This is a genomic window from Undibacterium sp. RuTC16W (genome assembly GCF_049339445.1).
In the GTDB taxonomy this organism is placed as follows: domain Bacteria; phylum Pseudomonadota; class Gammaproteobacteria; order Burkholderiales; family Burkholderiaceae_D; genus Undibacterium.
The window spans coordinates 94,068-108,887 of sequence record NZ_JBMPPE010000009.1 but is presented as its reverse complement, the minus strand read 5'-3'; the positions used below and the strand labels follow the sequence as shown (position 1 = coordinate 108,887).

At 48.2% G+C, this 14,820-nt stretch carries 17 protein-coding genes; 14 read left to right on the top strand and 3 right to left on the bottom strand.

Annotation, left to right across the window (positions count from 1 at the left end):
• The first annotated feature begins 188 nt into the window (after positions 1-188).
• The 5 genes from ACO0K4_RS16525 (at position 189) to ACO0K4_RS16505 (ending at position 5,025) form a co-directional block, all read left to right on the top strand.
• Positions 189-2,261 carry a M13 family metallopeptidase gene (locus ACO0K4_RS16525; RefSeq protein ID WP_422957758.1) on the top strand — a complete coding sequence of 691 codons (2,073 nt, stop codon included), beginning with the start codon at positions 189-191 and terminating at the stop codon, positions 2,259-2,261.
• Positions 2,262-2,597: 336 nt separating this feature from the next.
• A complete protein-coding gene (locus tag ACO0K4_RS16520; RefSeq protein WP_422957757.1) occupies positions 2,598-2,978 on the top strand; it encodes a glutaredoxin family protein in 381 nt (126 codons plus the stop codon).
• A 94-nt stretch (positions 2,979-3,072) separates the two neighbouring features.
• Positions 3,073-3,426, top strand: a complete 354-nt coding sequence (locus tag ACO0K4_RS16515; RefSeq protein WP_422957756.1) for a TfoX/Sxy family protein — start codon at positions 3,073-3,075, stop codon at positions 3,424-3,426.
• Positions 3,427-3,777: 351 nt separating this feature from the next.
• A complete protein-coding gene (locus ACO0K4_RS16510) occupies positions 3,778-4,449 on the top strand; it encodes a TonB family protein (protein ID WP_422957755.1) in 672 nt (223 codons plus the stop codon).
• A gap of 141 nt (positions 4,450-4,590) precedes the next feature.
• Complete coding sequence (locus ACO0K4_RS16505) at positions 4,591-5,025, top strand: hypothetical protein (RefSeq protein WP_422957754.1); 435 nt, start codon at positions 4,591-4,593, stop codon at positions 5,023-5,025.
• Positions 5,026-5,489: 464 nt separating this feature from the next.
• Here the strand turns inward: ACO0K4_RS16505 and ACO0K4_RS16500 are convergent, their stop codons facing one another.
• Together ACO0K4_RS16500 and ACO0K4_RS16495 are read right to left on the bottom strand one after the other, a co-directional pair.
• The gene (locus tag ACO0K4_RS16500) at positions 5,490-5,963 is read right to left on the bottom strand and encodes a WbuC family cupin fold metalloprotein (protein ID WP_422957753.1); all 474 of its coding nucleotides are present in this window, start codon (positions 5,961-5,963) and stop codon (positions 5,490-5,492) included.
• A 177-nt stretch (positions 5,964-6,140) separates the two neighbouring features.
• Positions 6,141-6,704, bottom strand: coding sequence for a GNAT family N-acetyltransferase (locus ACO0K4_RS16495; RefSeq protein WP_422957752.1), 564 nt, complete (start codon positions 6,702-6,704; stop codon positions 6,141-6,143).
• Positions 6,705-7,069: 365 nt separating this feature from the next.
• Here ACO0K4_RS16495 and ACO0K4_RS16490 point away from each other — a divergent pair, with 365 nt between their 5' ends.
• The 8 genes from ACO0K4_RS16490 to ACO0K4_RS16455 all read left to right on the top strand — a co-directional run bounded on the left by ACO0K4_RS16490 (position 7,070) and on the right by ACO0K4_RS16455 (position 13,214).
• Positions 7,070-7,801: a flagellar brake protein gene (locus tag ACO0K4_RS16490; protein ID WP_422957751.1), complete on the top strand. Its 732-nt coding sequence runs from the start codon at positions 7,070-7,072 to the stop codon at positions 7,799-7,801.
• Positions 7,802-7,938: 137 nt separating this feature from the next.
• Positions 7,939-8,310 carry a hypothetical protein gene (locus ACO0K4_RS16485; protein ID WP_422957750.1) on the top strand — a complete coding sequence of 124 codons (372 nt, stop codon included), beginning with the start codon at positions 7,939-7,941 and terminating at the stop codon, positions 8,308-8,310.
• A 15-nt stretch (positions 8,311-8,325) separates the two neighbouring features.
• Positions 8,326-8,664, top strand: a complete 339-nt coding sequence (locus ACO0K4_RS16480) for a single-stranded DNA-binding protein (protein WP_422957749.1) — start codon at positions 8,326-8,328, stop codon at positions 8,662-8,664.
• A gap of 49 nt (positions 8,665-8,713) precedes the next feature.
• Positions 8,714-9,598: a KPN_02809 family neutral zinc metallopeptidase gene (gene ypfJ / locus ACO0K4_RS16475; protein WP_422957748.1), complete on the top strand. Its 885-nt coding sequence runs from the start codon at positions 8,714-8,716 to the stop codon at positions 9,596-9,598.
• A 351-nt stretch (positions 9,599-9,949) separates the two neighbouring features.
• Entirely contained in the window at positions 9,950-10,774 is an 825-nt protein-coding gene (locus ACO0K4_RS16470; protein ID WP_422957747.1) for a DUF2726 domain-containing protein, read from the top strand.
• Positions 10,775-10,927: 153 nt separating this feature from the next.
• Entirely contained in the window at positions 10,928-11,716 is a 789-nt protein-coding gene (locus ACO0K4_RS16465; protein ID WP_422957746.1) for a head GIN domain-containing protein, read from the top strand.
• 350 nt (positions 11,717-12,066) lie between these two features.
• Positions 12,067-12,576, top strand: coding sequence for a DUF1993 domain-containing protein (locus tag ACO0K4_RS16460; RefSeq protein ID WP_422957744.1), 510 nt, complete (start codon positions 12,067-12,069; stop codon positions 12,574-12,576).
• Between the two features lie 23 nt (positions 12,577-12,599).
• Positions 12,600-13,214, top strand: a complete 615-nt coding sequence (locus ACO0K4_RS16455) for an alpha-ketoglutarate-dependent dioxygenase AlkB family protein (protein WP_422957743.1) — start codon at positions 12,600-12,602, stop codon at positions 13,212-13,214.
• A gap of 116 nt (positions 13,215-13,330) precedes the next feature.
• Here ACO0K4_RS16455 and ACO0K4_RS16450 read toward each other — a convergent pair whose 3' ends face one another.
• Entirely contained in the window at positions 13,331-13,933 is a 603-nt protein-coding gene (locus ACO0K4_RS16450; RefSeq protein WP_422957742.1) for a hypothetical protein, read from the bottom strand.
• A gap of 303 nt (positions 13,934-14,236) precedes the next feature.
• Here ACO0K4_RS16450 and ACO0K4_RS16445 point away from each other — a divergent pair, with 303 nt between their 5' ends.
• A complete protein-coding gene (locus ACO0K4_RS16445; protein ID WP_422957741.1) occupies positions 14,237-14,812 on the top strand; it encodes a GNAT family N-acetyltransferase in 576 nt (191 codons plus the stop codon).
• Positions 14,813-14,820 lie beyond the last annotated feature (8 nt).

The following is a 14,820-nucleotide window of genomic DNA, read 5'->3' as shown; positions in this document are numbered from 1 at the left end:
GTGAGAGATGGGCGATACGCCCGTCTCAGCCCCTTGACGACGGACAGGAACTTAGCCGACCATCATGATGTCTACATCTACCGATACAAAAGACCATGTAATGGTATCGTGAATACCGTGTCACGCTTACCCTGCGTCACACAGCGACGCCTATCCAGAACTTATCCCTATCTGAAAGTAACGATGTCATGAAACGCCCCCTTCTCAATACCCTCACCGCCAGCACACTCAGCACATTCATTGTTATGAGCACACTTAGCTACTCAGCGTATGCCGCGGATACAGTAGCTATCGCCGGCACATTAAGCTCGGGCATACAAACCAACAGTATCGATAAAACGGTACGGGCACAAAATGACTTTTACCGGTATTCACAAGGTGCGTGGCTGAAGGCAACCGAGATCCCGTCAGACAAATCCGACTGGGGTACGTTTATGAAAGCGCGTGAAGACGTGCAGCAGCAACTGCGCACCATCGTTGAAGACGCTGCCACTAAGCCAGACAAAATCGCAGGGAGCAATCAGCAAAAAATCGGCGACCTGTACAACAGCTTCATGGATCAGAAAAAGCTCGATACGCTGGGTATCCAGTCACTAAGCACAGAGCTGGCAACGATAGCGGCACTGAGCGATAAAAAACAATTGACGGCACTGATCGCTCATCTGCAATCCATCGGCGTGACCACACCATATCGGATGAACGTCGGTCAGGATAATAAAAATTCGACGCAATACGTCGTCGGCATCGCCCAATCGGGACTGGGCTTGCCCAACCGTGATTATTACCTGAAGCGAGACGATGCCAAGATGGTAGACATCCTCGCGAAGTATCAGGCGCACATTGAAACAATGCTGAGCCTCGCGGGCGATAAAGAGGCCGCAGCCGATGCCAGAAACATCGTTGCCTTAGAGACCGGGCTAGCCAAAGTTCAATGGACGCAGGTACAGAATCGTGATCCGATCAAAACTTATAACAAACTCGATATCCAGCAGCTCAATGTACTGACGCCAGCGTATGACTGGTCCGCCTATTTGCAAGCCGCCGGCGTTGCAGGCAAGGTCAATGCCGTCGTGGTGGAGCAACCAAGTTTTCTCACAGGGATGAACGAGATAGTACAAAATACTTCACTCGATACCTGGAAAACCTATTTCACATGGCATCTGATCAGTAACTCCAGTCCTTATTTATCGACTGCGTTTGTCGATGAAAATTTTGCGTTTAAAGGTGTGATCCTCGCTGGCATCAAAGAGAATCGCTCGCGTGATAAACGCGGTGTAGCACTGGTTGATCAGGTCATGGGCGAAGCCGTCGGTCAGGCTTATGTCGAAAAATATTTTGCACCTGAAGTCAAAGCCCGCACAGAAAAAATGGTGCGCTACTTCCTCGCAGCGTTTAAAGAAAGTATCGACACTCTCGACTGGATGAGCCCAGAAACCAAAAAGCAGGCTCAGGCCAAACTCGCCAAAATCAGCGTCAAGATCGGCTACCCCAACAAGTGGCATGACTACTCTGCCGTTCAGATCAGCAAAGACGATTTGCTCGGCAATCTGATGCGACTGCGTATGGCAGAGCATGCCTTACAGATAGCCAAACTCGGCAAGCCTATCGATCGTGAAGAATGGCACATGACACCGCAAACGGTGAATGCCTATTACAGCCCGGAGATGAATGAGATCGTCTTCCCCGCAGCGCGCCTGCAATCGCCACTATTTAATGTGAACGCAGAAGACGCCGTCAACTATGGTGCGCTGGGTATCTCGATTGGCCATGAAATCAGTCATGCCTTTGATGATCAAGGTTCGCAATATGATGGCGATGGTAATCTGCGCGACTGGTGGACCAAAGAAGACCGCGAAAAATTCAATCGTAAAACCAAGGCGCTGGTTGAGCAGTACAACGGCTATAGCCCGGTGCCAGGCCATTTTTTGAATGGTGAACTGACACTCGGCGAAAACATCGCGGATAACGCCGGTATCGTCATGGCACTGCGCGCTTACAAGTTATCGCTGGAGGGCAAACCCGCACCGGTGATTGACGGCTGGACGGCAGAACAGCGTTTGTTCATGGGTCTGGCACAAGCACGTCGCAACAAATCGCGTGAACAACGTTCGCTGGCGCTGATCAAAACTGATCCGCATTCTCCCGGCGAATTCCGCGTTAATGGGAGCCTGAAGAATCATCCGGATTTTTATACCTCTTTTGATGTGAGGCCAGGTGACCAGATGTACCTGCCGCCGGAGCAGCGCGTATCGATCTGGTAAGTATCTAAAAAGTGGATAGCAGATGGCGGGCAAATACTGCCCGCCATTTTTTATTCTGAGCTTATCTATTTGTGTATTTGTTTAGACATTGCTGAGTATTGTTGCGTACTTTTAAAAATGAATCCGCAATGTTCATGCGGCTTTCAGGGCATTTATGCGCCACGAGGCGCTTAGACTATGCGGATCGCTTTTTAAAATTATCAAAAACACGCTACTGAACATATCACTTCACCGCTACAATGCCGGCACAATGCTGATCACGGCAATGCGACATTCGATGGCCGGGATCGCCTGCACAGCACCCGGTATTGCTCACCGTTCCTACCGAAAGAATTCATGAAATACTTTTTCAGATTAATCCGCACCATCCTTGGCCCTTTCATGCTACTGAACGAATACCTGGCGCGGCCAAAAGGTCTGGAACGATCACCCGATGCGCAAAAAAATGTTGATGCCACCTGTAAAAAACTGGCGCTATATCAGTTCAACACCTGCCCGTTTTGCATCAAAGTCCGTCAGGAAATGCGCAGACTTTCCTTAAACATAGAACTGCGTGATACTCAGGCATCAAAACACCACCGCGATACCTTACTGACTCAAGGCGGTAGTCCGAAAGTACCTTGCCTGAGAATCACCAACGACGACGGCAGCGTGAAATGGCTCTATGAATCACGTGACATCATGGCGTATCTGGATCAAGGTTTTGCAAAAAGCTGAACGTCCGCTCAATTGCAACTGGGTACAGTCGACAGTGCTTCAGAGCGATAGCAACAGCAGATAAACATCTAACGATCATCAGACAGGAATCACCATGGCGAGTCAGGCGAGCAGTGTTGAATTTATTGTGGATCAGTTGAGTGGCTGTGGCGCCGTCACAGCAAAACGCATGTTTGGCGAATATGGCCTGTATTTATCGGAAAAAATGTTCGCCGTCATTTGCGATGATCAGTTATTTATTAAACCCACAGACGCCGGACGCGCTTTTCTCGGCACCGTAAGCGAAGCACCACCCTACCCCTCGGCCAAGCCCTGGTTTTTGCTGGATGCTGATATGTGGGAAGACCGCGAGCGCCTTTGCCAACTTGCGCTCTGCACTGTGGCAGCATTACCTGTTCCGGTAAAAAAAGTAAAAAAACAGAAACCACCAGCAGCGACGACTTCATAAAATCAGGCAACGCCTGAGCTAGCAGGCAAACCCCGGCGCATCACCACAAAGCATCTGTCAGAACGCATTACCTCAACGAGGATGTGTTGTAGCCATTATCCGGCCCGGCGAGTAGTCGCTGTTTAGGCCACGCACGAATGCATACGGCTGTATGCGACTCGGTCAGCTCACAGATTACTTATCATCAAAGAAATAAATTGATTGAAAAACAATATTTATTATAAGATGCTGTTTGCGTTGATTTATGTCAATTATTAATCAACAGCAATATATCGCTGCACCGTTTTCATCGATGACCGTGCAACCGATCCTAACCAACCCCGTCCCGCGCAGGGATAAAGCGAGCTCTGAATGCCTCAACTAATAAAAAATTTCCTCGGCGCCCTCTTGGTCAGCGTGACTGCTCTGTCATACGCTCAAGATGCAGCGACCACAGCGGTGCCAGCGTCAACTACCGAGACGCCCGATAGCCGCCCTGATGGTGACTTGCTGAGCCGCTGTCGCAAGCCGGAATATCCCATGGTTGCACTACGCAATGCCTTTCAGGGCAATTCCGTCATCGGTCTCAACATTGATGAGAGTGGCAAAATCGAGGGAGTCAATATTCTGAAAAGTAGCGGATGGCGCATACTTGACGATACGGTTAGCAGTACGATCATGGGCTGTCAATTAGTGGCAACTGCACCGAATAAAAAAATGACGAAAATCGTTGCGTATAAATGGTCTTATAACGGAGCGATTGAGTATCAGCCTGAACTGATCCCGGAAAGCTGCGCCGAATCTGAGTTGGTACGCTTTGCCAGCGATAAAGAGCGTGGCCGGGGCATTGTGGTTGGCGCTTATATCTCCGACATCGGAATGCCAGGACGCTTTTCGCTGGAGTGGGGAAGCGGCAAACCAGAGTTGGACCGGGCTAGCGTAGAGCTGGTCAAAACCTGCAAATTCAAAGCAGCAAGCCGCGACCAGAAAAAACTCAGTGCGCCGGTTTCATTGCGCTTGTTCCCTAAAAATCCTGTTCAGTAATTGCTCTGAATACACAGCCTGATTTTGACAGTTGCCCCTGGTGATCAGCACCAGGTCAGCAACGGCAAGCGTTGAACAAACTGAGTACAATGATGCCTTATTCTGTACTCAGTATGTACCTACCCCGTACAAATTTAGCCAATGAAAATACATGGAGAATGGGAGATTTCCCTCGTTCGTAACGTGTTGGTTCGCACCACCGCTGGCAGCTTCAATGAGCAAGGCACTCTCGCCTGCTTTCGTGACACACAAGAAAAAGCACCGGTAGGCACGCCGTGGGCAGGACTCACCAATGCAGCACACTGGGAAATGTCCAGCGCCTCATCCCTACAGGCTTTTCCGCAAATGCGTGAATGGGCGTTTCAGCACGGTTGCGTCTGCCTTGCCGTCATCGTGCCAGATCAGATGCGCCTGGCAATCCACCAGCGACAGACTGGCAACTTACCGGAACATCTGGTGCATTACTTTTCCGATATGCAAGAAGCCTGTATATGGCTGACGTCGAAAGGCTTTCCTTTTGCACCCGCAGACTATCCGCATGCAGCATTTATTGAGCGGACCAAGCCAGCTCATTAATTAATATTGGCAAATGCAGGCAAACGAACGCAGGCGAACGCCTGATAGCCATAATCAGACTCCGATGGCATCGATAGGTTGAAAAGATGTATTAGTGATGTCCGTCGTCAACAAGATGCGTACTGACATGCTCGACACATCGACATCAGACAAGAATATCTGGACGGGACTTGTATTCGATTGTGGACTCCCCCATCTCAGCTACTCATCCGACAAAGGGCAAGCTATGTTTTGGTTACATCATCCACAACCAGTGCGACCGCGCAAAGCGGTTGCTGAGCAACCGGTCAAATCACAAGTCCTTGTGCCAATGGACAAGAACGTCATTATCATAGAAAAAATCCCCGCAACTAGCGAGGATCCTGACTGCCATTCAGGTGGAAGTAAGACCAAAAATAACTGATCTCATTGCAAAGATCCCTCTTGAATTACCGGCGCACTTCTAAACTCCAACTGACTGATGATTACTCGGCAAATTGCGCTGTCATATTTTGCAGATAGACGACGCAGCCAGGATCCCCCTCGGCTGGCGCCCATTGCGCCCTCTCCTGTTCGGCTAAAGCGGCATAAGGTCCGGCTTTACTCTCAAAAAATATCGAGCCACTTTCGAGCGCCACCATGCTGTGAAACACTCCAGCCGGGATGGTGATGCCCAAACTACCCCGGGTTTGCGAGAGTACGACGGTCTCAGTTATTACACCCTGTTCATCAAATAATAGTACGCCGAAGCTACCGCTCATCACCATCATGGTCTCATCTTTTTCTGCATGCAGATGACGATGCGGGGCGACGTAGGTACCGGGTTCCAATGCATTCAACAAGCGGTGACAAACACTGTCATTGCTGGTGTGAAAATTCAAATTTTTTCGCAAGCGCGGACTCTCCTGGGCAGCGTGCGTCAACTCGGCTAAGGTGTGCTGGGTAATTAAACGGGTCATATTAAGATATCTCTGTATTCGTCAAAATATATTGGTCTGTAACTTGTGTGGTGATAGATCTTGATCATGCACCCGTCTCTGATAAAAATGAAATATGCAATGGAATCAGGACTGCGATGGGTTTGTTCGTGAGCATCACTTAAGCCTATTCACTTGAGTCCACTCACTTAAGTTCACTCACTTAAGTTCATTCAATTGCTCCCACTCACTGCGTAACAAGGCATACATCGTAATATCAATATGCTTGCCACGGCTGAAGGCAGCACCTCGAGCGATACCTTCTTTCAGATAACCACAATGGATGGCGACTTTTTCTGAGGCGATATTATCGACATGCATATGAATCTCCAGCCGGTTAAGCAGCGTGGTGTTAAACAGGTAGTTAGTCAATAACTGAACCGCTTCGGTCATGATGCCTTTACCCCGCATCTTGCTGATAAACATGCCATAGCCTATTTCACGCGAGTTAAAGTAAGGCACCGTTTTGAAATGAAAAACGCGGCCAAGTATTGTGTCCTTCTTCGCGCCCTGATTCGTCTCATGTCCATCAATAATGAGGAGGCTCTCGCTGATGTCTTTGGACTGGGATTCGGCCTCAAACTTCTTTTCCAATGCGCCAGGCAACATCACCTCAAGCGACAGAAATTCGCCTTTAGCTTCGGCCGAATTCATCAGAGTGATCAGTTCAGGAACATCCTCTTTGCGAACATGGCGTAAATGAAAGCAACTACCTTTGATCATGTTATTGGTCTCCTGTCCGATAGTCGTAAACGATAAGAATATTGAGAAATTATAAGGGCGTAATGCACTGACAACAGTGTATCAGTCCATGCCGCCATTTTTATCAACGAGCAAGGTTTTATCAGCCAGCATGCGTGAGACAGCTCACTTTACTTTCGGTACGATCTCTTTGCTTCCTTTGGCCAGGTTTTGCCAAGTCGGAAGTGGAGGCGGTATGTCTGCGTAATCCAGCGGTAAAATTCAGAACCTGATACTCACCATCTTGTTACATATACAGCCAAACAAAGCCAAACACAGCCAAACGGTATTGACCTCTTTACTCCCAGAGAGTATTTTCATATACATCATTATTTGGAGAAAAATCCATGTCGGCGTCCTTGAGCAATGACGAAATTGAGGATCGCTATTTTTTGCTCGGTAAGATGGAGATATTGAATGTATTCAATGATCTCATACACCGCAGAGAGCCTGTTACTGTTTATTTTAACGGCGGTCAGGAATTTATCCTTAGCATGTTGCTGGAGGCGCGCGCTGAGGCCTTGATTTTTGATCTGGGTGGCGACGAGAGGGCCAATAAACTTCTCCCCAAAAGTGCGACCTGTGCGTTCGTCGCCATGCCTGATGGCATCCGCGTACAATTCACAGGATTACAGCCTAACCGCTTTCTGTGGGGTGAGCATCAGGCGTTCTGGGTGCCTTTGCCGGAGCGTATTATTCGCCTGCAGCGACGCGAGACTTACCGGAATTTATTACCGGTGGCTAATCCGCTCAAAGTAGTTTTATTGATGGAAGACGGGACAAAAATCCATGACCTGGTCTTGCATGATCTGAGCGTTGGAGGTTTTGGGGCAACCCTAACCGGACAGCCATCACTACGCGTAGACGATAAAATCATGCAGCTCGAGATACCTTTGTCAGATAAAACGGTCTTGACCTGCGCCGGTCACATCAGACACGTGACCTTAATTAGCAGAGATGGACACGGACGCTACCGGATCGGGGTGAAGTTTTTTAAATTGCCGCATGCAATGGAAGTTGCCATCCAGCGGTATATTATTAAAACGGAATATGAGCGGCGTAAATTGCTGATGATCTAGACGAACGGATAAAACCCCTGAATCTGCCATGTCAGCGGATTATGTTAGTTCACAGACGTTGCAACAGCGACAGAAAATTATCGAACTCTGGCAAGTCTGTAAACGATCTGCTTTACTATAAAAAATAAGGAGATTGCATGTACGATGATAATGATTTTTTTGCGACAGCCAAATTCTTAAAGCTCGGCGTAAAAATTACCATTAAAAATCCCATGGGGCAAAATTCTTCATTTTCTACGAACTTCCCTACTCCCAAGGGTACTACGGTCTCTTTTGATGAAAAATCTTTATACGATCTGGAACGCAAATTACGTAACTTACTGGTGAGCGATATTCCCGTCAAAACTAAACTTACCCCATTCGATTACTTGGGCACCAATTTTCGCGGGGTCATTTTTCATCTGAAAGACATCAATGAATATGTGCTGCAAGAAACTCATGATTTGTTTGGGACAGCATCTAAACGTATCGTCAGAAAATCTGAGCACTTTTTTCAATTACTCAAATAACACGCAAAGGTTCATGTGATAGATGCACTCATCGCTGGCAGATTGTACGGTCAGGCACAGCAACGGCAAGGCCAGTCAGGCAGCCATTATGTCACTTGCAAGCTGCGCGTCGCGCTTGCTGACGGGGATACTATTTTTTGTAACGTGATTGCGTTCGATGACGATTTGCAAGAAGCCCTGCTCGCATTGGATGATGGTGACGCGCTCTCACTCTCAGGCGCTTTGACGCCGAAGATATGGGAAGACAAGCAAGGCAATACCCGGCCTGCCGTCGACTTGATTGCGCATGCCATGCTGACCGCGTATGACGTACAGAAAAAACGCGAGGCTTTGCAAGTCGATGACCTTCATTAAATATACTTTTAAATACTCTTGCATCTGAATTGCAACTGGAAGGATACGTATGAAATGGGAAGGTAATCGCGAAAGCGATAATGTAGAAGACCGCCGCGGTGATGAAAATGCAGGAGGTGGCGGCGGTGGCTTAGGCGGTCGCCATATCGGTATCGGCTCCATCGTCATCGCTTTAGTGGCCTCGTACTTTTTTGGTGTGAATCCTCTGACGGTATTGAGTTTATTAAGTGGCGGCGGTGGTGGGCAAGTATCGACAAGCCAGCCAGCGCATCAGAACCGTCCTCCCGCCAATGACAGAGAAACCAAGTTCGTACGGACAGTACTGGCTGATACGGAAGATGTCTGGAAGGAGTTATTTCGTGCCAGAAGCGCACAATATACAGCGCCGCATCTGGTTATTTTTGACAACCTCACATCTACCGCCTGCGGGAAAGGCGAGTCAGCGACCGGGCCTTTTTACTGCCCGTCTGACAGTAAGGTGTATATCGATCTGAGTTTTTATCGATTGATGCGTGACCGGTTTAACGTCAGCGGGGAGTTCGCGCAAGCCTACGTGATTGCGCATGAGGTTGGCCATCATGTACAAAATCTGCTGGGCATCTCTGAAAAAGTACATGATGCACGCGCTCGCGCCTCGCTGATACAAGGAAATGCCCTTTCAGTCAGAATGGAATTGCAGGCGGATTGTTTTGCCGGAGTCTGGGCTTTTCACGCGAATCAGGCGCGTAGCATCCTGGAAAAAGGCGATGTAGAAAACGCCCTGAATGCAGCGACCGCCATCGGTGACGATGCCCTGCAACGCAAAGCCCAGGGACAGGTTGTCCCCGACTCCTTCACTCATGGAAGTTCGGAGCAAAGGGTACGCTGGTTTAGCCGGGGATTAGAAAGCGGAAAAATGGAGCAATGCGATACGTTTCAGACTAAGCAGTTGTAGATTGACGACCTAATATTCAGTAGATTTTTAAATCGTTTCTGGATTATTCCTAAATACGTTTTTAAATATTTTTTAACATTATTTAACCTGAATTTCGCTTCAACAGTAGTATTTGGATAACACAAAGCTTGCCTTTTTTGCAAACAAAGATGACAATTATAGTCATTATTTGCAACAAATCGACACATCGTTCATCAAGCACATAGTCTCAAGACATAGGTCAGACGCGGTTCGAGACAACAAATTTGAATATGATCGTGAAGACATGCGGAACTGAGATCTGAGCAGACGAAAGATGCCGTTCAGATTGCATAGATGCTCCGCATGCCACTTTGAACATAAGGCTGATTGATGTTTTCTTTCCCTTTCAAGAAAAATAGAAACACGACCGCAGCATATGAAGAAAAACCCTTCTTTGAAAAAGAAGAACAAGTTTTTTTCGGACGTTTGCGTCGCGCTCTGCCGAATTGCTATATTTTCCCGAAAGTGGACCTGATCGATTTGCTTGAGCCGATGAGTACGGACGCCAAATTACGACGCACTGAACAAGCCGATCTCGAAGACAGAAAAATAGATTATGCAATCTTTGACGCAAGTATGAGCTTACTATGCGTTATCGAGCTGAACGAAGAGCTCGGTGATGATGGTAAGTATCTGACCAATGAGGCTTTTTTTAAAGCTGCGGGCATCAAAACTATCCGCTGGGAGAGACAATCGCTGCCGATTTTTGAGCAGATATTACGCACCTTAGCGCCCTTCTCAAGCATCGCCGCTCCCAAGCCAGATATCGCTGCCAGCACGATTATGCGCAACCAGCAAATAGCCGCGACAACTACGCCGCCGCCTCCTGATACCGTTCAGGCAATCTACTCGTCGCACCCCACACCGAGCAATATAGTCGCCATGTCGATCAATGACATTGAGCGCCTGACACCAAATCAGTACATCAAAACAGCTTACCCTCATTTATGGCAACGTATTTGCCTGTTCTGCAATGAACCTATGCATCTGAAACGTTACCTGACCTCTCTGGTTATTCAAGGTCCTGGAGAAGATAGACTCGGCTTTCCGAACGAAGTACTGATAGAAATCGCTAGTATTCAGGCAGAAAATGAAAATCATCTAGATAAAGCAGCGCCAAGGACGACCTGGGATACGGCATTCATTAATCGCTGATCGCGTATTGTCCCTGAATTGCTGCGCCCGTCTGTCCAGATCCATGACGTTCTACGCCACGGAAAAACCATTTCATCGCAAACGCCTCGCACCTCGCCATGCATATCTGCATACTGCGACAGCATTGTTTGATCTCACCTATAAGGAAACAGCATGACTACTCTGACTCGTTTTGCACATCGTGTTTGCGTTATTGGCCTGGCATTCGGCGCAATCGGACTGGCAACGTATACTCCGGCTGCGAGCGCTGCAGATTGGAGCTGGAACTGGGCATCAGGCAAGAAGATTGCCGGATCAGGCAAGGTACAAATGGAAAACCGTGCCGTCAGTCAATTCACGGCCATCAGCGTGGGTCTGCCCGCCAATGTGGAATTACAACAAGGAAGTAACGAAGGTATTTCTATTGAAACCGACGACAATCTGCTGGCGCTGATTGAAACCGTCGTTGACAACGGCACGCTTAAAATTCGCCCTGTCGAAAAAAACACGAACTTCGATACCAAGACCATGAAGATCGTGATCCGTCTAAAACAAATTGACGAACTGGATGTCGGTGGTTCCGGCACAGTCCATGCGGACAAACTGCAATCGACTAAATTGCGTGTAACCGTCGCAGGTTCGGGTGCAGTGAATCTGAGTAGTCTGGCTACCGATAGCCTGGCATTGTCCATCGGTGGCAGCGGCAGTTTTAAAGTCGCCGGTGCAGCATCAACCGTGTCTATGAGCATCGGCGGCTCTGGCTCGATCGATGGTGCAGCGCTCAAAGTCAATGATGCCAAAATCAGTATAGGCGGATCCGGCAAGGTCAGCACGGCGACCAAGGATAATTTAAAAGTCAGCATCGGCGGATCCGGCACTGTCAGCTATTATGGCGATCCGCAAGTAAGCAAAAGTATCGGCGGCTCAGGCAGCGTTGTACGTGTGGGAAATTTTCCATCCTGACAGGCATGAGTTGTAGCTAATCAGCGCCATATTGCGCTGTACCCGCCGCAATAAAAAATCGCTGATGACAATTGAATTGTCTCAGCGTTTTTTATTGCAGGACTGACACACAATAATTTCAGCGAGGCACAGCGAGGTCGTTGCAGCAAGGCTGTGCAGGCCTTCTACTGACACTGATCAAGCAAAATTCAACCCACTCATACGTGGTTTCTGGTAACTCACTATAATCATCATGCTTTGCGAAGAGACGCTGTGTTACTCCATGCCAAGCGTCGCAATATCAGTCGCAACTTCAGTCGCAACCTCGGTCGCAATTTCATCCCGCTGCAATCACTTTTTCAGGAGTTCCCATGACAATTTCTATGTATGCCGCCTCTGTACCCGTATTCCGCCAAATGCTCTTAAGCTTGAGCGATGTCCTGACGAAAGCCGAGGCCCACGCAACGGCAAAAAATATCGAATCCTCTGCTTTGCTGCAGTCACGTCTGTTTCCAGACATGCTGTCATTTACCCGTCAGATTCAGATAGCAGCCGACTTTGCGAAAAGCGTCTCTGCGCGTCTTGCCCGTATTGAGGTTCCATCCTACGAAGACAATGAACAAAGCTTCGCAGACCTGCAAGCTCGCATTGCCAAAACACTGGCACTCCTCGATACACTGACGCCGGCACAATTTGACGGCAGCGAAGAGCTTGATATCGTTTTACGTCCAGGCACGCCGAAAGAGAAAAAGCTCAGCGGTCAAAATTATCTGTTGGCCTATGGCTTGCCACAATTCTTTTTCCATGTCACGACTGCATATTCACTGCTGCGTCATAACGGTATTGAAATCGGCAAAAAAGACTACATGGGCGCCTACTAAAATTAAGTCATTTGCCAGCTTCCATGTACGATCTTTTTTCTGCGCCGACAACACTGGAGCAACTGACGATCGTCGATGGCGAGCTGGCATTTGCGCATCAATTTTATGCGGCAGAGTATGCAACGGATTTATTTCACGAGCTACTCAATACCACTCCGTGGCGACAGGATCCCATCACCGTATGGGGCAAAACACATCTGCAACCACGCCTGACGGCATGGTATGGTGACAAACAAAGCAGCTATGAATATTCGGGATTAGCACTTGATCCCTACCCCTGGACGCCAACGCTGCTGGCCATTAAACACGCGATAGAAGAGCTGACACAACATTCCTACAATAGCGTCTTACTCAATCTGTATCGCGATCAACATGACAGCGTTGGCTGGCATAGTGATGACGAACCGGAACTCGGTTCCTCACCCACCATTGCCTCTTTGAGCCTGGGTGAAACGCGTCGTTTCAAACTCAGGCACAAAACAAATCCCATGCAAAAACCACTGACCATCGCCCTAAGCAACGGCAGCGTACTGCTCATGTCAGGTGAGCTTCAGAGTAAATGGGAACATGCCGTTCCCAAAGAAAGCCGATTGCATACACCGCGTATTAACCTCACATTCAGGACGATATTGCGCTAGTGAGCACCAATGTTTATGCGGTTCTCCGGCACTTTATCCTCCAAAAGCCACATGAAATAAGCGGGATAGGTTTTAGAAGTTAAAACGATCCCAGTTCACATTTCATTCGTTGGCTACTACTCTGCACCTGGCCCCCCCTGATTCATGCCACCGGATCCACCAGGCATACCGCCGCCACTTTGTCCGCCCGGCCCACCTTTACCACCGCGACGTCCGCCACCTTGCTTTTGTCCGTCACCACCGGCGCGTGAGTCTCTTGGCTGATCAGCTACGCGCGTCAATTGCTCCATCAGCAAACTCAGGACAATCTCATACTGCTTATCGTCCAGAGCATCATGCATCGTCATCCATAGCTCCCTGAGCTGCTGATTCTCCTGCAAAGAAATCAGCTCATCCTGATCCATCACTTTTGCGAGATCACGCAACTCGGCACTCTTAGTTTGCATGCCATTCTTAATGGATTCCTGCACATTACGCCGGCGAGCCTCGCGTGTACGCATGATATTGCGTACCTTGGTTTCGGTCTGCTGCCACAGCAACTGCTGATTGGCGCTTAAACTAAGATTTTTTTTAACTTCATCGAAAATTGGCAATGCATCTTCTGCACGAAAATCCGATACAGGAATCGCTAGCGCAGGTCTGACGAACGACAGCAACGTGCACGCAAATACCATGAAAGCTGCAAATCTGAGAGAAAAACGGGAAAGTGGCAAAAACATCTTGCTGCTCCTGATAAGATGAAAGAATAGACGCCCACAACCGGGCAAAAAAAAGCTACGCCATCAGAGGCGTAGCCATAAACCACTTTGGGAGTGGGATCAAGAAAAGTAAAATGAAGCCATGTCAATATAGTCCCCCCTCAGCGTCATATTGAGGACTATTACATTTTTTTACGGGATGATAGTGCCGCGATACTTAAGCGATACAAAAACAGGCTCAGGTTTTACATATCGATACACTATGTAAAAAATGAAATCCTCTGATTGAGAAATACATAAAAACAGCACGACTAAAGATCAGGCATGGCAACTTCTACATCACAGAAATCTGACAATCATTTCCCTGAATTGCGTTCGCAGCGCTTTGTTCTCAGGCAAATCGTACAAGACGATATCGGCAATATTTTTAAAGGGCTATCTCACCCAAAAGTGATTGCTTATTATGGTATTTCTTATGACAGCCTGGTTGCGACACAAGAGCAAATCGAGTGGTACCGACATTTAGAAACTGAGCAAACCGGCCGCTGGTGGGCAATATCTCCATGCGGGATACCAGATCAATTAATTGGTGCTTGCGGTTTGTATGAGTGGGATAAGGACAATCATAATGCCGACCTCGGCTATTGGCTGCACCCCGATTACTGGCGTCAAGGCGTGATGCAAGAATGCTTACGCGCCATGCTAGCCCATGCATTTAGCGCAGGACAACTACACAGAGTCGAAGCAGAAGTTGAAAGCACAAATAAGGCCAGTAGCGAGCTTTTACTGAAGCTAGGATTTCAACTGGAGGGATGTCGCAGAGAAGTTGCATGGAAAAATCAACGCTATGTTGATATGCACTACTACGGTTTGCTGGGCCACGATTTTCAGAAAAAATAAAAGTAAAT

Bases quoted from the DNA above. Each gene is read 5' to 3' on its own strand.
- ACO0K4_RS16450 (WP_422957742.1), bottom strand. From the start codon at position 13,933: ATGTTTTTGCCACTTTCCCGTTTTTCTCTCAGATTTGCAGCTTTCATG.
- ACO0K4_RS16470 (WP_422957747.1), top strand. From the start codon at position 9,950: ATGTTTTCTTTCCCTTTCAAGAAAAATAGAAACACGACCGCAGCATAT.
- ypfJ (WP_422957748.1), top strand. From the start codon at position 8,714: ATGAAATGGGAAGGTAATCGCGAAAGCGATAATGTAGAAGACCGCCGC.
- ACO0K4_RS16515 (WP_422957756.1), top strand. From the start codon at position 3,073: ATGGCGAGTCAGGCGAGCAGTGTTGAATTTATTGTGGATCAGTTGAGT.
- ACO0K4_RS16490 (WP_422957751.1), top strand. From the start codon at position 7,070: ATGTCGGCGTCCTTGAGCAATGACGAAATTGAGGATCGCTATTTTTTG.
- ACO0K4_RS16465 (WP_422957746.1), top strand. From the start codon at position 10,928: ATGACTACTCTGACTCGTTTTGCACATCGTGTTTGCGTTATTGGCCTG.
- ACO0K4_RS16460 (WP_422957744.1), top strand. From the start codon at position 12,067: ATGACAATTTCTATGTATGCCGCCTCTGTACCCGTATTCCGCCAAATG.
- ACO0K4_RS16500 (WP_422957753.1), bottom strand. From the start codon at position 5,963: ATGACCCGTTTAATTACCCAGCACACCTTAGCCGAGTTGACGCACGCT.
- ACO0K4_RS16485 (WP_422957750.1), top strand. From the start codon at position 7,939: ATGTACGATGATAATGATTTTTTTGCGACAGCCAAATTCTTAAAGCTC.
- ACO0K4_RS16455 (WP_422957743.1), top strand. From the start codon at position 12,600: ATGTACGATCTTTTTTCTGCGCCGACAACACTGGAGCAACTGACGATC.
- ACO0K4_RS16520 (WP_422957757.1), top strand. From the start codon at position 2,598: ATGAAATACTTTTTCAGATTAATCCGCACCATCCTTGGCCCTTTCATG.
- ACO0K4_RS16510 (WP_422957755.1), top strand. From the start codon at position 3,778: ATGCCTCAACTAATAAAAAATTTCCTCGGCGCCCTCTTGGTCAGCGTG.
- ACO0K4_RS16495 (WP_422957752.1), bottom strand. From the start codon at position 6,704: ATGATCAAAGGTAGTTGCTTTCATTTACGCCATGTTCGCAAAGAGGAT.
- ACO0K4_RS16505 (WP_422957754.1), top strand. From the start codon at position 4,591: ATGAAAATACATGGAGAATGGGAGATTTCCCTCGTTCGTAACGTGTTG.
- ACO0K4_RS16445 (WP_422957741.1), top strand. From the start codon at position 14,237: ATGGCAACTTCTACATCACAGAAATCTGACAATCATTTCCCTGAATTG.
- ACO0K4_RS16525 (WP_422957758.1), top strand. From the start codon at position 189: ATGAAACGCCCCCTTCTCAATACCCTCACCGCCAGCACACTCAGCACA.